The sequence below is a fragment of the Nocardia sp. NPDC052001 genome (assembly GCF_040680615.1).
In the GTDB taxonomy this organism is placed as follows: domain Bacteria; phylum Actinomycetota; class Actinomycetes; order Mycobacteriales; family Mycobacteriaceae; genus Nocardia.
Genome location: NZ_JBFAXC010000009.1, coordinates 1 through 15,132 on the forward strand (window position 1 = coordinate 1; position 15,132 = coordinate 15,132).

15 protein-coding genes and 1 pseudogene are annotated in these 15,132 nt (G+C 66.2%); 3 read left to right on the forward strand and 13 right to left on the reverse strand.

All coding sequences use genetic code 11. The features are described from left to right. Nucleotides 1–850: 850 nt before the first annotated feature. From AB0L82_RS32825 to AB0L82_RS32875, 11 genes and pseudogenes are all read right to left on the reverse strand, one after another. A pseudogene (locus tag AB0L82_RS32825) lies at nt 851–955 on the reverse strand (multicopper oxidase domain-containing protein); the annotation flags it as partial. A gap of 33 nt (nt 956–988) precedes the next feature. After that, the gene (locus AB0L82_RS32830) at nt 989–1,333 is read right to left on the reverse strand and encodes a nuclear transport factor 2 family protein (RefSeq protein ID WP_364645211.1); all 345 of its coding nucleotides are present in this window, start codon (nt 1,331–1,333) and stop codon (nt 989–991) included. 147 nt (nt 1,334–1,480) lie between these two features. After that, on the reverse strand, nt 1,481–2,230 hold the full coding sequence (locus AB0L82_RS32835; protein ID WP_364645214.1) for an SDR family oxidoreductase: 750 nt from the start codon (nt 2,228–2,230) through the stop codon (nt 1,481–1,483). Next, on the reverse strand, nt 2,227–3,243 hold the full coding sequence (locus tag AB0L82_RS32840) for a phosphotransferase family protein (protein WP_364645217.1): 1,017 nt from the start codon (nt 3,241–3,243) through the stop codon (nt 2,227–2,229). Before AB0L82_RS32840 ends, AB0L82_RS32835 begins: the two co-directional genes overlap by 4 nt. Further along, nucleotides 3,240–4,889, reverse strand: coding sequence for an AMP-binding protein (locus AB0L82_RS32845; protein ID WP_364645220.1), 1,650 nt, complete (start codon nt 4,887–4,889; stop codon nt 3,240–3,242). Before AB0L82_RS32845 ends, AB0L82_RS32840 begins: the two co-directional genes overlap by 4 nt. Further along, complete coding sequence (locus tag AB0L82_RS32850) at nt 4,886–5,089, reverse strand: ferredoxin (protein ID WP_364645223.1); 204 nt, start codon at nt 5,087–5,089, stop codon at nt 4,886–4,888. The genes AB0L82_RS32845 and AB0L82_RS32850 overlap by 4 nt, the downstream gene beginning before the upstream one ends. Next, nucleotides 5,086–5,919 carry an SDR family oxidoreductase gene (locus tag AB0L82_RS32855; RefSeq protein WP_364645226.1) on the reverse strand — a complete coding sequence of 278 codons (834 nt, stop codon included), beginning with the start codon at nt 5,917–5,919 and terminating at the stop codon, nt 5,086–5,088. The genes AB0L82_RS32850 and AB0L82_RS32855 overlap by 4 nt, the downstream gene beginning before the upstream one ends. Then, the gene (locus tag AB0L82_RS32860) at nt 5,919–6,914 is read right to left on the reverse strand and encodes an acryloyl-CoA reductase (RefSeq protein ID WP_364645229.1); all 996 of its coding nucleotides are present in this window, start codon (nt 6,912–6,914) and stop codon (nt 5,919–5,921) included. Before AB0L82_RS32860 ends, AB0L82_RS32855 begins: the two co-directional genes overlap by 1 nt. 12 nt (nt 6,915–6,926) lie before the next feature. Next, entirely contained in the window at nt 6,927–8,363 is a 1,437-nt protein-coding gene (locus tag AB0L82_RS32865; RefSeq protein WP_364645232.1) for a cytochrome P450, read from the reverse strand. A 30-nt stretch (nt 8,364–8,393) separates the two neighbouring features. Next, complete coding sequence (locus AB0L82_RS32870) at nt 8,394–9,278, reverse strand: oxygenase MpaB family protein (protein WP_364645949.1); 885 nt, start codon at nt 9,276–9,278, stop codon at nt 8,394–8,396. 93 nt (nt 9,279–9,371) lie between these two features. Then, nucleotides 9,372–10,955, reverse strand: coding sequence for a succinic semialdehyde dehydrogenase (locus tag AB0L82_RS32875; RefSeq protein WP_364645952.1), 1,584 nt, complete (start codon nt 10,953–10,955; stop codon nt 9,372–9,374). A 144-nt stretch (nt 10,956–11,099) separates the two neighbouring features. Between AB0L82_RS32875 and AB0L82_RS32880 the strand changes: the two genes are divergently transcribed. Next, nucleotides 11,100–11,747, forward strand: a complete 648-nt coding sequence (locus AB0L82_RS32880; RefSeq protein WP_364645235.1) for a TetR/AcrR family transcriptional regulator — start codon at nt 11,100–11,102, stop codon at nt 11,745–11,747. Nucleotides 11,748–11,769: 22 nt separating this feature from the next. Here the strand turns inward: AB0L82_RS32880 and AB0L82_RS32885 are convergent, their stop codons facing one another. Both AB0L82_RS32885 and AB0L82_RS32890 read right to left on the reverse strand, forming a co-directional pair. Further along, the gene (locus AB0L82_RS32885; protein WP_364645238.1) at nt 11,770–12,387 is read right to left on the reverse strand and encodes a TetR/AcrR family transcriptional regulator; all 618 of its coding nucleotides are present in this window, start codon (nt 12,385–12,387) and stop codon (nt 11,770–11,772) included. Nucleotides 12,388–12,431: 44 nt separating this feature from the next. Then, entirely contained in the window at nt 12,432–13,061 is a 630-nt protein-coding gene (locus AB0L82_RS32890) for a helix-turn-helix domain-containing protein (protein WP_364645241.1), read from the reverse strand. Between the two features lie 81 nt (nt 13,062–13,142). On the opposite strand from AB0L82_RS32890, the gene AB0L82_RS32895 reads away from it, so the two are divergent. Then, the gene (locus AB0L82_RS32895) at nt 13,143–14,033 is read left to right on the forward strand and encodes a metal-dependent hydrolase (RefSeq protein ID WP_364645244.1); all 891 of its coding nucleotides are present in this window, start codon (nt 13,143–13,145) and stop codon (nt 14,031–14,033) included. A 5-nt stretch (nt 14,034–14,038) separates the two neighbouring features. Next, nucleotides 14,039–15,121, forward strand: coding sequence for a PDR/VanB family oxidoreductase (locus AB0L82_RS32900; protein WP_364645247.1), 1,083 nt, complete (start codon nt 14,039–14,041; stop codon nt 15,119–15,121). Nucleotides 15,122–15,132 lie beyond the last annotated feature (11 nt).

Below are 15,132 nucleotides of genomic sequence, written 5' to 3' on the forward strand. Positions count from 1 at the left end.
GAACTCTTTCGGATACGGCTTGGGCACTGTGACATCCTCTCAAGCCTGCCGCTCGGCAAGCTATCTCGGTTGTCACCTACTCCTGCAGCAGCCCCGTGCTTCTACCCCTCGCGGTACAACGGAAGAGGGCTGCCTGCCGTTCATGTTGAACGACCTGCGCCGCTAATTCAGGGCGGGGTTGGTGGATGTGCGACCCATTTCCTGCGGGTCTGGACGGACCGCACAACACCGAATGGCGTAGCACCCCGAACGTTGGTCGTGGTTGGCGCATTCGACCCGGAATGACGATGCCGAAGCTGTCTGTCGCGGCCGTCAATGGCGTCGTCGGTCCGTCGCATGCCGACTACGAAATCGCTGGTCGCTGGCCGGGATTTGGCATCAGATTTGGCATCACGACAGGGCGGGACCCAGCGGTCGGGGTGGGATCAGGCGGACATCGTGGACGATTGATATTCCGCTGACCTGTGGAAATAGGACGCAACGGTGCACGGTGACACGTTCGGAACTGTTTCCTGTGGGCTCATAACTCAGAGGTCGCAGGTTCAAATCCTGTCCCCGCTACTGCGAAAGGCGTTCCTGGCCAATAGGTTTCAGGAACGCCTTTCAACTTTGGTCGAGGTTGATGACATCGCCGTTGGCATCACGGTGAAACGGTCATATCGGTCCGTGCCCGAGACATCGTGAAATGTGTGACTACCTGTGCTTTCCACCGGACAGGGCGAGACGGGTGGGACTGTGATCGTTGGGTTGCCAGCCCATTGGTAGCAGGTCGTCGAAGGTGTTCGGTGCTCCATATCCTCCTGTGATGGGTGATCAAGCCTCATCGACTGTCGTTAGGCTGATTGGCGGTTCACGGGGCCGGGGCGGAGAGCACCAGGAATTGGCCCATCATGCCGAGGTCCTCGTGGAACATAAGGTGGCAGTGGTACATGTAAGGCCACTGGGGGTCGGCGTAGGCGCGAGGGCCCGGGCTTGCCCGGCTGCGTTGTCAGGGCCGGTATTTCGCGGAGAAGGTGTGCGCGACCTTCTTTCCGTCGCGCACGATAATGGTGTCCGCGGCGTATTCGGCGATGCCGCCTTCCCATTCGCAGAACGCCACGTCGCCTTCGACCTTGGTATTGCTCAGGTCGGCGGCCTGGCGTACGTCGTCGGGGAAGTACTTGGTGAAGACCTCGTGGTAGAACGGCCGGATCGCGTCCTTGCCGACCAGGATTCCGGCGGCGTTGATCAGCACGCCGTCCTCGGCCCAGAGTTCCATCGATCCGTCGATGTCACCGGCCCGCCAGGCGGTGAGGTGGCGGTCGAGCACGCTGCGGGTTTCCTCGATGGTCATGATCGACTCCTTACGTCTGGTGGAACGTGGAGGTAGCGCCGATATTCAATGATGCGTCATTAATCGACCTTCATCACTCTGCGACATCAACAAAGGTTGAGGTCCAGTGATCGTGGCCCGGATCACGCGCCGGGGATCGCCAGCACCTCAGGCTCGCCAGATCTGCTCACCCGCACGGGTGATAACGATATTCGGGATGACCGCGTTGCGTGGCAGGCGGGTGACGGCGACCGCGAGTTCGGCGATATCGCCGGTGGTGAGCATGGCGGACGGTGCGAGGGTGTCGCGTTTCCACTCGGTCATATCGGTGTCGACATAGCCGGTGGACAGGGCGGTGGCGGCGACGCCGTGCGCGGACTCCTCGAGGGTGACGGTCTCGCATAGGGAGATCAGCGCCGCCTTGGTCGCACCGTAGGCGGCCAGGCCCGCCTCACCGGCTACTCCTGAAATAGAGGCCAGGGCAATGATTTTCGCGCCCCGGTGGGCGTCCTCGGCGGCGCTGCGGCGCAGTAGGGGCAGGGCGGCCTGGATGAGCGCGATGGGTGCGCGGAAGTTGACGTCGAGCATGCGTTCGTAGGTGGCGGCGGGCATATCGGCGACGGTTCCCGCGGTGCCGGTGCCCGCGCTCAGGACGAGCGCGTTCAGTCCGCCGAAGCGCTCGGCGTGGGATTGGGCCAGGGCACGTACCTGATCCAGATCGTTCATGCGGGCGGCGACGGGGTGCACCTCTACTCCCGATTCCTCGCGCACCCGGCGGGCGGTCTGCTCGAGGGTGTCGAGATTGCGGGCGGCGAGGGTGAGGTGATAGCCCTCCCCGGCCAGACGGCGGGCGATCTCGGCGCCGATGCCGCGCGAGCCGCCGGTGATCAGGGCGCTGCGGGTGCTCGGAGTGGTCATGCGAGGGTCTCCAGTCCGGCATCGAGGAGCAGGGGTACCGCGGAGCCGATGGTGGCGAAGCCGGTGCCGACGGTCTTCCCCGCGAGATAGCGCTGATGGATGCCCTCGGCGATGACTGCGAGTTTGAAATAGCCGAGTGCGCGGTAGAACGGCAGCCTGTCCAGGTCGTATCCGGTCGCCCAGGCATAGCGTTCGGCCAGCTCGTCGGCGGAGGGGAACCTGGAATTGGCGCTGGGGGCGTGCTGGACGCCGAGCACCGGCTCGCTGCGCGGATCCCAATACACTTGCAGCAGACCGAGATCCGCGAGCGGATCGCCGAGAGTGGCCATCTCCCAGTCGACCACCGCGGCGATGCGAGTCAGGTCATCGGCGAGGATGGTGTTGTCGAGCCGGTAGTCGCCGTGCACGAGCGTTTCCCCGGCTTGGGGCGGCAAGCTCGTGCGCAGCGCGTCGGCCAGGCGGTCCAGCGCGGGTAGTTCGCGGGTTGCGACCCGATCCCACTGACCACGCCAGCGTCTCACCTGACGCTCCAGATAGCCTGCGGGACGGCCGAATTCGTGCAGTCCGATGGCGTCGTAGTCCACCTGGTGCAGTGCGGCGAGGGTGTCGACCAGTGCGAGACCGCAGGCCCGGGCCTGTTCACCGCTGAGCCTGGCGGCATCGGTGCCGCTTTGCACACTGCGGCCGTCCACGAACGAGACGACCGCGAAGGGGACACCCAGCACGCCGGTGTCCTCGCAGAGCGCGACGGCCCGGGCGACGGGTACCGCGGTCTCGCGCAGCGCGGCGACAATACGGTATTCGCGCGCCATATCGTGTGCGGTGGGAGTGAGCGGGCCCAGCGGCGGTCGGCGCAGCACCCAGTCGTGGACGCCATCGCTGATCCGGAAGGTCAGATTGGACTTGCCACCGGTGATCAGGGTCGCGGTCAGGGGTCCCGCGGTTTCGGGGATGTGCGAGTCGAAATAACGTTGCAGGGCAGGAAGATTCAATGCCCGCAGAGATTCTGTCATCGGTTGGTGTCCGTAATGGGAGCAGGTTCGCGGAGCTCGCGCTTGAGCACCTTTCCCGTGGGATTGCGGGGGAGGCCGGGCACGAACACCACGTCGCGGGGGACCTTGTAGCGGGCGAGATTCGATTTCACGTAGTCGCGGACGTCGTCCTCGGTGAGGGCGGTCTCGTCGCGGGTGACGACGAAGGCGCACAGGCGTTGTCCGTAGCGGTCGTCGGGGACTCCGAGGCAGGCAGCCTCCCGGATGGCAGGGTGCGCCGAGAGCAGGTCTTCGACCTCGCCTGGGAAGACGTTCTCGCCGCCGGAGACGATCATGTCGTCATCGCGGCCGTCGATGAAAAGTCTTCCCGCGGAGTCGAAGTGGCCGACATCGCCGGAGGCCATCAGGCCGTCGACGATCTGCTTATGCCCGCCGCCGGTGTAGCCGTGGGATTGGAAGGGGTTGCCGACGAAGATCGAACCGGTCTGTCCGGAAGGCATTTCCCCGCCTTGACCGTCCAGGATCCGGACTACGGTGCCGCGCACCGGTTTCCCTACACAGCCGGGCTCGGCGGTGAGATCGTCGGGGGTGGCGATGGCGGCGTAGGCGACCTCAGTCGAGCCGTACATGTTGTAGACCACCGGACCCAGCGCGGCCAAGGCGCGACGCGCCAGGTCCGGGCCGAGTTGCGAGCCCGCGACATACACGATGCGCAGCGCCGACAGATCGGGAGCGCGATTCTGGGCGGCGAGGTGTTCGAGGATGCGCGACACCATGATCGGCACCGCGATCAAAGCTGTTCCGCGCTGTCGGACCAGCGCCTCGACGGTGGCAGCCGGATCGAATCGCCGCCGGACCACCAGTGTCGAACCGAGCGCGACCGCCAGGGCCAGATGCGCGAAGCCGAGCGTATGGAACATCGGCACCGCGACCACCGTCACCTCACCGGACCGGAACGGCACCCGATCGAGCAGCGCGCCGATCGGTGACAGTGATCGCGGCTCCGGACGGGCGGCTCCCTTCGGCGTGCCGGTGGTGCCGCTGGTGAGCAGTACGACCTTGGGAACCACACCGGGGACCGGCGGCGGAGTGCTGGGCGCGGAGACGATCAACGCCCCGAGCGTGTCCGCGCCGGTGGTCTCGGTCCATGCCCGGAAGCGGCCGTACCGCGGCTGCACCCCGTCGAGCAGCGGGCCGAACTCGTCATCGTGCACCAGCAGGTCCACGCCCTCGCGCGCGACGACCTCGCGCAATTGCGGCGCGGCGAAGTCGGTGTTGAGCAGGATGATTCGCGCTCCGCATTTGGCGGCGGCGAAGACGGCGTCGACCAGGCCCCGGTGGTTGCGGGCCAGAATGGCCACGCCCGCACCGGGTGGCAGACCGCGACCGCGCCACGCATTGGCCAGGGCGTTGGAGCGCTCCTCGAGTTCACCGAAGGTCAGCGACCCCAGATCGTCGACGAGCCCGACGCGTTGCGGGAATCGGGCCGCCGCGACACCGACGACGCCGCCGAGCATGCCGAAGCGGCGTACCGCCGCGGCCGCGGCGCGAATCCGCCGCGGTGGTTCCGGGCGCAGCAGTCCGCCGTTCACCAGCGCGCGTAGATAGCAGACCTCATCGGTGACTCGACCGGCCACGGCGGACGCCGAGATTCGCGCAGAGGTCATCCGATTTCCTCCGTGATCAGGTGTAGCGCCTGAACCGGGCAGGAGGCGACAGTCAGCCGGGCGACGTCGAGCTCGTCGTCGGGAACGGTATCGCCGAGCGGAGTCACATGGCCGTCATCATCGAGGTCGACCAAAGTGGGCGCGAGGGTCACGCACATGCCATGCCCCTCGCAGCGTCCGGGTTTGGGTTCGAGTCTCATTGGTTTTCTCCTGCCGTCCGCGGCCGCCGCACGCCGGATGGACCCGAATAACCCTCGCGGGCAGCCGAATTCGATGTCATGAAGGCACGGTCGGCACCGAGCAGGCGAGCGATGAATCGTTTGGCCCGGAACGGAGCCAAGGCGCTGGCATGGAAGACCGACACCGGCCCCGGCACGGTGACATGCATGCGTGGCCGGTCCACGCAGCGCGCGATCGCCCGCGCCACATCCTGCGGCTCGGCGGCAAATCCCAGGCGCGGCAGCGTGATTCCCTCGATCAGTCCGGTCCTGGTGAAGGTCGGCAGCACCGTGCTCACCCGGACGCCGTGCGGTGCCAGCTCGGCCGCGAGCGCCTCCGAGAAGCCGATCACGCCGTGCTTGGCTCCGGTGTAGACCGCTAGCCCCGGCACCGCCACCCGCCCCGCGATGGAGGCGACATTCACGATATGACCGTGCCCGCGCGCCATCATCGGGCCCGCCGCCAATCGGCTGCCGCGCATGACACCGAGCAGATCTATCTCGACCGTCCACTGCGTCAGCGTTTCGTCGAAATCCCCGATGGGACCGACCGGCATGACGCCCGCATTGTTGATCAGCACGTCGATCGGACCGTGTGCCTGCTCCGCATCGGCGAGGAACGCGCCGAACGACGCTTCGTCGGTGACATCCAGCGGCAAGCCGGTGCTGCCCAGTTCCTTTGCCGCGCGCCGGAGTTCGATCTCATCGATATCACCGATGACGACCGTCGCGCCGCGCTCGGCCAGCAGGCGCGCGGTGGCCAGCCCGATGCCGCGCGCGGCTCCGGTAATCGCTATCACCTTGCCGTGCATCAGAATCCACCGGCGACCCGGACCACCGTGCGCCCGGTGCCCTTGCCCGCCAGGACGGTGCCGATCGCCGAAACCACGTCGCGCACATCCACTTCGCGAATCAGCTCGTCGAGATGGCTGGGCCGCAGATCGTTTTCGAGGCGGTCCCACACCGAACGCCGGGTGGCGATATCGAGCTCGACCGAATCGATGCCGAAGAGGGTGACGCCGCGCAGGATGAACGGCAGCACCGTGGTCTGCAGGCCCGGGCCGCCGGTGAGGCCGCTGGCGGCGACCGCGCCGTCGTACTTCAGCGCCGACAGCGTGTAGGCCAGCGCCTTGCCGCCGACACAGTCGATCGCCCCGGCGTACAGCGCTTTTCCGAGCGGGCGCTTCAGCAGCTCCGGATCCTCGGGCACCCGGCCGATCACCGATGCCGCGCCGAGCGACTTCAACAGGTCGGCGGCGTCGGGCTTCCCGGTGGAGGCGACCACCTCGTATCCGGCTCCCGCCAGCAGATTCACGCCGACACTGCCGACACCGCCGGTGGCCCCGGTGACCAGAATGGGCCCGTTGCCGGGGGCGATGCCGTGGTCCTGCAGGGTCTGCACCGACAGCGCCGCAGTGAAACCGGCGGTGCCGATCGCCATGGCCTGCTTGGCGGTCAGCGTGCTCCGGCGCACGACGCATTCGGCGGGAAGCGTGGCGTATTCGGCGTAGCCGCCCTGTCCGCTCAGGCCGATGGCATAGCCGTGGGCCAGGACCGGATCACCCGGAGAGAAAGCGGGATCATTCGAGGCGACGATCTCACCGGCCAGGTCGACGCCCGGCACGATCGGATACGCCCGGACCGCGCCGCCGTTCGGCGTGATGGCGAGCCCGTCCTTGAAATTGACGCTCGAGTACTCGACGCGAATGGTGACGGTGCCCGGGGTAAGCGGTTGCTGCTCAACCGATTCCGCTGCGACGGTGATTGCGCCCTCGTGTTCGCGGGCGACCATTGCGGTGTAGGTCATGGCGGAACTCCTTCAGCCGGCCAACGGCGTGCGCAGGCCGGAAGTGTTGGGGGACAGTCGTTTCAAGGTGACGGGCAGTCCGTCGGCCACCTTCGGCATGGCGAGCATGGCCATCCGCATCTTGTAGTCCGGCGCGACCGAGAACTCGAAGGTGCGCAGCAGCTGGTGCAGCGTGGACTTGATCTCCATCCCGGCGAAGTAGAGCCCGATGCACTTGTGCGCCCCGCTGCCGAACGGCATGAAGGCGTTCTTGTGGTTCTTGTCCTCACGCCGGGCCTCGCCGAAACGGTCCGGGTCGAAGGTCTCCGGGTCGGTCCACAGCTCCGGCATATGGTGGATGAACTGCGGCAGCACCACGGCCATCGTGCCCGCCGGAATGTAGTGGCCCAGGACTTCGGTATCGCGCACCGCGGAACGGAACATCAGCGGAATCGGGGCGATGAGGCGCAGCGCCTCCTTCATCACCAGATCGAGCGATTCCAGCTGGTTCAGTTCGTCGTAGCTGGGGAACTCGCCCAGTGCCATCGATTCCTCGCGGCAGCGCTGCTGCCACTGCGGATTCTTGGCCAGGTGATAGGCCATGGTGGTCATGGTCGCGGTCGAGGTGTCATGGGCCGCGAACATGAGGAAGATCATCTGATTGACGATGTCGTCATCGGAGAACCGTTCGCCCTCATCGCTTTTCGCCGCGCAGAGGGCACTGAACAGATCGGTGCCCGGATCGGCGCGCTTGGCCGGGATCAGGGCCCGGATCTCGCGCTCGAGGTAGGCGCGCCCGGCCAGGCCGCGCGACCACGCCGTGCCCGGCAGCCGATATTTCGCACCCGGCACCGGGAAGCGCACCACCGACGAGCCCGCCGCGACGCAATCCTCGAAGGCGCGGGCCATCTTCTTGGCATCGGGTCCGAGATCGATACCGAGGAAGGCCTCGGTGGCGACATCGAGGGCCATCTTCTTGAACGCCCGGCTCAACCGCACCTCACCCTCGGGCCAGCTCTCGATGGCCCGCCCGATGGTGGGGTTCATCCGATCGAGGTAGCCGATCAGCTTCTCGCGGCCGAAGGTCACCGCCATCACCCGCTTGTGGAACAGGTGCTCGTCGAAGTCCAGCAGCAAAAGGCCGCGGTCGAAGAACTTGCCGATGATCGGGTCGTAGCCGGGCCCGTGCGCCCAGGCGCGATCCTTGTTCGACTGAACCTGCGCGACGGCGTCGGGTCCGAGCATGACCACGCCTTGGAAACCCGCGCCGCTGCGCCAGGACACGGGACCGTCCAGGTCGTACACGCGGCGCAGATAGCCGTTCGGGTCGCGCAGGTACTCCAGGAATTCACCCGCCATCGGCAGGTACGGGCGGCGGCCCGGCACCGGTTCGAGGCCGCTGTCCGGCGGCGGGGTGGCCAGTGGTTCGCGGCGGCGCACAGGTAGGGCGGGGAGGGTCGGCATCTTCATTGATGGACTCCTGAAAGTCGGAGGGGCGGTTCAGCTCTCGGCGGGACGGTTGAAGATCTTGCGCGGGTCGACACCGTCGCGCCGGTACGCCCGCACGGCCCAGGACGTGTACAGCACCCGCACCGGGAGACGGTTCAGCACGGGATTGAGCGCCCGCGCGACCGCGGTGAATCGATCGAAATTGCGCTGCTGCCGATCGCTCCACGCCAGCCGGCAGTTCTCGCGCATCCTGGGCGGCAGCGTGCCGACCACCATGGTGCGGGTGTAAGCGTTCAGCGGGGCCGACAGCACCGTCCAGATCGGCTTGGGGATGAAGGCCGGGCCGGGAATGCCCTTCCGGATATAGCCGGTGGCGTAGACGATCGTCGGGTGCGGGACGAACCGCTCGACCATCGAGTCGAAGTACTGCTGGAACTGCTCGTACGTCTGCGGCTGATTGCGCGCGCTGACCCCGTACATCGAGTACCAGACCTTGCTCTCCTGGAAGATCTGCCGCTTCTCCTGCTCGGACAGCCGCCGAATGAAGGTGTCTGTGGCGTAGATGATCTGGTCGATGAAGGTGGCGTGGCCCCAGTAGTAGAGCTCCGGGTTCATCGCGTGATAACGGCTGCCGTCGCCGACGGTGCCCTTGACCTCACGGTGGAAGTCGCGCACCTGCTTGGCTTTATCGAGCGCGTCCTCGTCGTAGAGCGCCGACATGAGGCCGATCACGGTGCGCTTGCCCCGGCCCAGGGTGTCGTTGAACACCACCGAGTGGTCCTGCACCGCCTGCCCGAGCTGATCGATGGAGTTCTGGCATCCGGCGATGCGCTGGAACCCGAATACGTGCAATCGCCAGTCGCCGTAGAACTTCCAGATCAGCGAATCCGGCCCGAGCCGCTGGGCCTCTGCGTGGACGGCGTCCGCGACGGGCATCGCCTCGGCCTCACCGACGTGCGTGACGAATGCTTCCGCAGCGGAATCGACCGGAGTCATGTGAACCTCGTTGTCCTGAGTAGTCATTCGCGCTCACCGCCAGGGGAGTGCTTGGACGAGCCGGGCCACCGGCGTAACCGCCTGTTGCCACAGCGAATTCGTGATCCCGAAAGGTGGATCGATGACCGGTAGCCGCATCTGCGCCACGGTCTGCGATTCCGCGTACTTGAGCAGACCATCGGGTCCGTGGCGGCGGCCCAAGCCGGACGCGCCCATCCCACCCATGGGCGCGGCACTGGCGGAATACGAAGGGCCGTAACCCTCGTCGAGATTCACCGAACCCGTACGCAGCCGGGCCGCGATTGCCCGTCCGGCCCGCGCGGACCCGGCCCACACGCTGGCGTTGAGTCCGTATTCGCTGTCGTTGGCACGGGCGATCGCCTCGTCGACACTCGCGACCCGATAGATCGAGACCACGGGACCGAAGGTTTCCCTTGCGGCGCAGTCCATCTCGCCGGTGACGGCGGTGAGTACGGTCGGCTCGTAGAAGTACGGGCCGATATCGGGCCGCGCCCGGCCGCCCGCGAGCACGACAGCGCCCTTGTCGACCGCGTCCCGCACATGTGAATCCACCGTTCGCAGTTGGGCTTCGGAGATCAGCGAACCCATATCGGCGGTGAAGTCGTAGGTCGCGGCCAAATTCATCTGCCGCACATTGCGAGTGAACTTGTCGATGAACTCGTCGGCGACAGCGTCTTCGACATAGATGCGTTCGATCGAGATGCACAGCTGCCCGGCATTGGCGAAGCAGGCCCGGGTGGCCGCGCGCGCGGCGACGTCGATCTTCGCGCCATTCGCGACGATCATCGGATTCTTGCCGCCCAGCTCGGCGGAGAAGCCGATCAGGCGTCGTCCGCACTGCTCGGCCAGCAGCCGCCCGGTCGCGGTCGAGCCGGTGAACATCAGGAAGTCGCAGTCCTCGACGATCGCGGTGCCGACCACCGAACCGGGCCCGGGAATCACCGCGAGCAGATCCTTGGGCACACCCGCCCGGTAGAGCAGATCGGCACCGGCGAGCGTGGAGAACGGGGTCAGGCTGTCGGGCTTGATGACGACCCCATTACCGGCGAGCAGCGCAGGGATGGCATCGGAGATGGACAGCGCCATCGGGTAATTCCAGGGCGCGATAATGCCGACCACGCCCTTGGGCTGGTACTGCACGGTGACCGCGGTGAGCCCCGGGACACCGCCCTGGACCCGCCGCGCCGCCAGCAGTCCCGGTCCGTGCTTGGCGTAATACCGCGCGGTGAACGCCAGATCCAGCAGGTCCTCCTGGGCCGACGCGCGCGCCTTGCCGGTCTCGACCTGGGTCAGGTCCAGGATGCGATCGCGATTGTCGAAGACCAGGCCGCGAAAGCGTTCCAGGATCGCCGCACGTTCGGCGAACGGCCGATTCATCCACTGCGCCTGAGCTTTTCGAGCGCGCTCGAACGCGACCCGCACATCCTCGGCGGTCCCGATCGGCACGGAGGCGATCTCCTGACCGGTGTAGACCTCCCGCACCGGCTGGGCCGCATGTCCCTGCTGATCGTCGATGGCGATCAGCCCTCGCAGTCGGACCAGATCCTCCGCGACGGCCGCCGTGCGCGCGCCACTGGTCTTCGTCGTCTCACTCACCCCCACGTAGCTGCTCGTTTTCACAACGACCCTTCCTTGCGTCGCTACACCGCTACACTTATATCAACTTTGTAGCCTAATGGCGGAGGGGTGTCAATGACAGAGGCACGAGGAACCGGGCCGCGGACGACTACGATCAACGCGGTGACCTCCGGGAACGTCGAACAGCTGCCATCGGATCCAGTGGTGACCGAACTGCTCGGCGGCATACCGGAACCGGACTCGGTCGCGGCCAAGATCGTCGACGCGGCCATCGCGGAATTCACCGAGTACGGCATCAAGCGGGTGGGCATCGACAACATCGCCCGCCGCGCGGGCATCCATCGCGTGACGATCTATCGCCACTTCCATGGCAAGGATGAGATCGTCACCGCCGCCGCGATCACCTGGTCGCAGCGTTTCTTCATTCGGATCAGTCAGATGGTGACCGATGCGCCGACGGTCGAGGAACGTTTCGTCAACGGGTTCGCGCTCGCCCTGCACGGACTGCGCGCCGAACCGTTGGTGCGCCGAATCCTCGGCGCGGACCCGGAATTCGCGCTGCCGTACCTGACCACCGAAGGCGGGCAAACCCTCGCGGCGGTCCGCATGTTCTTCGCCGTGCAACTGCGCTGGTTCTTCGGTCCGGAGGATGACACCGAGATCGACGTCGACGGCGCGGCCGAACTGGCGGCGCGCCTGGGCCTGTCGTTCCTGATGACGCCCGACAGTCATTTCGAGCTCGACGATGTCGACGAGATCCGGAGATTCGCCCGCCGCTATCTCGCGCCGCTGCTGCGACGACCGGTGTGAACGAGTTGTGCCACAAGAGCTTTCAGTGCAGTAGCGGTACGAAATAGCGGCGCGCGAACGCGCGGATCTGCTCGTCGGTCCGAAGCTCGAAATGGCTCTCCGGGGTGAGCAGGAAAGAGAGTCCGGCGCGCGCGAGCAGCTCGGCCGCGCCATCGAGATCGACGTCCTCGCCGGTTGGTTCGGCGGAGGGCACCGCGCGTAGTTGGGCGGCGAAGAACTCGCGCATCGCCGCGATGGTCATCGCGCCATCGACCGTGAGGTACGGCAGGAAGACCTCGGGTTCGGTGTGCAGTCCGCGCTCGATCAGTGGTTCGGTCCGAATGGTTTGCAGGGCGAGGACGAAGGCCTCGACGATGCGTTCCTCCCGGGTCGGCAGGGCCGCCACGGCGTCAGCGATGGTCGTGAAGAAACGGGTCGCCCAGGTGATCGCCGCCGCGCGCACCACCTCGTCCTTATTGCGAAAATGCTTGTACACGGTGACCCGATGCATTCCGGCGCGTTTCGCGACGTCGTCGAGTCGCACTCGGCGCAGGCCGTATTCGGTGAACTCCGCGATGGCCGCGTCGATGATCCGGCCCGGTGTCGAGTCGGGGGGAGCGATCGGTGCGGGCGGGGTAACCGGGGCATTCGGAGATGACACCGCCCAAGGCTAGCGGCCGCACCCTACCCGGAAGTGCTAGCGGGTTATCGGGGCGTGCCGGGGAGCATGATCGGAAGGATGGCGACCCGGGCGAATTGCTCCAGCTCCGCATCACTGGTCAGTGGCGCGACCGCGTGGGGAGTCAGTGCGATGGAGTGGATGATGCGCGCTACGGCTTCGATTCGCAGCGGGAGGTTTTCCGCGTCCAGCCGCCCCGCGTCGACGTCGGTCTGTAGGTAGCCGATGGCGCCGGCGATGGCCGCGGCCAGCACGTCCGATCCCTCGATGGTGATCTTTGGCAGGGTCGCTTCCGCGTCCAGGTAGAGCAGTCGCTGAAACAGACGGTTCGAACGGATGCGATGAATGAGTTCGCTTGTGGCGGCGACGATTCGATCGTCGAGGCTGATCGGCCGCTGGGTGATCTCCGCCATGCATTCGAACAGATGCCGCGCTTCGCGGGATACCACCGCCGAGATGATGGCGTCCTTGGATCCCATCTTGCGGAAGACCGTCATCCGCCCGACGCCGGCTCGTTTGGCGATGTCCTCGATGGTGGTCTTCTCGATACCGATTTCCTGAAACTGTTCGAGTGCCGCGTCCAGGATCCGCTCGGTTACGGGGTCGGTCGCGGCCGCCGAATCCGGTGCCTGAGCTGGTAAGACGCGGGTTGCCACGGTGAAAGCCTAACAGTCGGTGCGGCCCGCGCCCGATACCGAGCATTGATACTAAGAGAGTATCTGAGTACCATTCTCGCTATGGCAACGAAGAAAGCCGCAGCGCCGCAGCCGTACCGCGAGGAAGCGCACGCCATCCATGCCCGCGATGTGAAATTCGACTGGGACGATGTACCGCTGCACTACCTCCCCGGTGAGCCGTTCGCGACGCACTTCTGGAATGTGATGCACCTGGTGGTGCCGGTCGGTGAGAAGGCGATGGCCGGCACGCTCGCGGAGGCTCTGCCCTATATCGACGACGAGCGCCTGCGTGAGGAGGCGGTCGGCTTCATCGGTCAGGAAGCCATGCACGCCAGCTCGCACGAGGGCCTGCACGATCGCTTTCGCGAGCAGGGGCTCGATATCGAACCGGCACTGCGGAACTGGGTCTATGTCTTCCGCGGCGTCGTGAGTGGATTGGGCCTCGATAAACGAATGAGCAAGGCGTGGCTGAACGAACGCCTGGCGCTGTTCTCGGCTGCGGAACACTTCACCGCGGTCATCGGTCAATGGCTGCTGGACAACGAGGAGTTCGCGAAGGCGGGCATGCATCCGGCCGTGCTGGATCTGCTGAAATGGCATGGCGCGGAAGAGGTTGAGCATCGCAATGTGATGTTCGACGTGTTCGAGCATGTCGACGGCAGTTATGCGCGCCGGGTTCGCACCGCGCTGTTCGTCAGCCCGGCGGGCCTGGCCCTGTGGGTGCTCGTGATGCGCGAACTGTTGAAGAAGGACCCGTCGCCGGACAAGGGCCGGGCCTGGCCGATCCAGTGGATCTCCGCCACCGCCAAGGGGCTCATTCCGGGCCCGTCCTTCCTGGTCCGGGAGATTCCCCCGTACCTGCGGCGGGGCTTCCATCCCTCGGAAATGGGCAGTCTGGACGCGGCGCTCAAGTATCTGGCGACCTCGCCCGCCGCGCTGGCCGCGGAGTAATGGCCATGGTCGAACTCATCAAGGGTGATACGCCGATCGAGTTCATCGAGGGTGTCCATCCGGTATTTCGTACCGCCGTTCGGGTCGTGGACGCATACCGGAGCGGCTTTGTCGGCAGCCGATTGGACACGCTGCTGTCCCGGCCGAATCAGGTGCGGCGCAACGGATTCGACCAGGATCTGCGCATCGATCGGATCACCGGCCAGGCGCAGGACGTGGTCGCGGTGGACCTGGTCGCGCCCGACGGATCGGAACTGCCGCGATGGCTGCCGGGAGCACATATCGATGTTTTCCTGCCTTCGGGGCGGCAGCGCCAGTATTCGCTGTGCGGTGATCCGCTGGACCGGAGTCGGTATCGCATCGCGGTACGGCTGATCCACGACGGCGGCGGCGGATCGCGCGAGGTGCACGAGAGGTTGCGCGCGGGTGGGCTGCTGCGTATCCGGGGTCCGCGCAACGCTTTTCGACTGGCTGCCGCACCGTCATACCTGTTCATCGCGGGCGGTATCGGCATCACGCCGATTCTGCCCATGGTCCGCTCGGCCGATCGCGCTGGAATCCCTTGGCGGCTGCTGTATCTCGGCCGCGACCGGGCTTCGATGCCGTTCCTGCCGGAACTGGAGCCGTACGGCAGCCGGGTCGAGGTTCGCACCGACGACGTGTCCGGCCTGCCGGATGTCACCGAACTGCTGTCGCACAATCTGTCCGGTGGCGCGGTGTATCTGTGTGGACCGACGCCTTTGCTGGATGGCGCGCGCCGTCTGATGCCGGGCGGGACGCGCGAGGAACTGCATATCGAGCGGTTCGCACCGCCGCCTGTCGTGGGCGGCGTCGAATTCCCGGTCGAACTGGTGCGAACCGGGCAGACCGTACGGGTCGGCGCACAGGAGTCGGTGCTGGCCGCCGTCCGGCGGGTACTGCCCGACGTGGCTTACTCGTGCCAGCAGGGGTTCTGCGGATCATGCAAGGTCAAAGTCCTCGAAGGCGCTGTCGCGCACCAGGATACGAAACTAGTGGACGACGAGCGAGCGGATTCGATGCTCATCTGTGTCTCCCGGTCGAGCGGGCCGCTCGCATTGGACCTGTAATCCCGGATCGA

Excerpts from the sequence above, each read along its gene's own strand:
- AB0L82_RS32830 (WP_364645211.1), bottom strand. The coding sequence starts at position 1,333 with ATGACCATCGAGGAAACCCGCAGCGTGCTCGACCGCCACCTCACCGCC.
- AB0L82_RS32835 (WP_364645214.1), bottom strand. The coding sequence starts at position 2,230 with ATGACCACTCCGAGCACCCGCAGCGCCCTGATCACCGGCGGCTCGCGC.
- AB0L82_RS32840 (WP_364645217.1), bottom strand. The coding sequence starts at position 3,243 with ATGACAGAATCTCTGCGGGCATTGAATCTTCCTGCCCTGCAACGTTAT.
- AB0L82_RS32845 (WP_364645220.1), bottom strand. The coding sequence starts at position 4,889 with ATGACCTCTGCGCGAATCTCGGCGTCCGCCGTGGCCGGTCGAGTCACC.
- AB0L82_RS32850 (WP_364645223.1), bottom strand. The coding sequence starts at position 5,089 with ATGAGACTCGAACCCAAACCCGGACGCTGCGAGGGGCATGGCATGTGC.
- AB0L82_RS32855 (WP_364645226.1), bottom strand. The coding sequence starts at position 5,919 with ATGCACGGCAAGGTGATAGCGATTACCGGAGCCGCGCGCGGCATCGGG.
- AB0L82_RS32860 (WP_364645229.1), bottom strand. The coding sequence starts at position 6,914 with ATGACCTACACCGCAATGGTCGCCCGCGAACACGAGGGCGCAATCACC.
- AB0L82_RS32865 (WP_364645232.1), bottom strand. The coding sequence starts at position 8,363 with ATGAAGATGCCGACCCTCCCCGCCCTACCTGTGCGCCGCCGCGAACCA.
- AB0L82_RS32870 (WP_364645949.1), bottom strand. The coding sequence starts at position 9,278 with ATGCCCGTCGCGGACGCCGTCCACGCAGAGGCCCAGCGGCTCGGGCCG.
- AB0L82_RS32895 (WP_364645244.1), top strand. The coding sequence starts at position 13,143 with ATGGCAACGAAGAAAGCCGCAGCGCCGCAGCCGTACCGCGAGGAAGCG.
- AB0L82_RS32900 (WP_364645247.1), top strand. The coding sequence starts at position 14,039 with ATGGTCGAACTCATCAAGGGTGATACGCCGATCGAGTTCATCGAGGGT.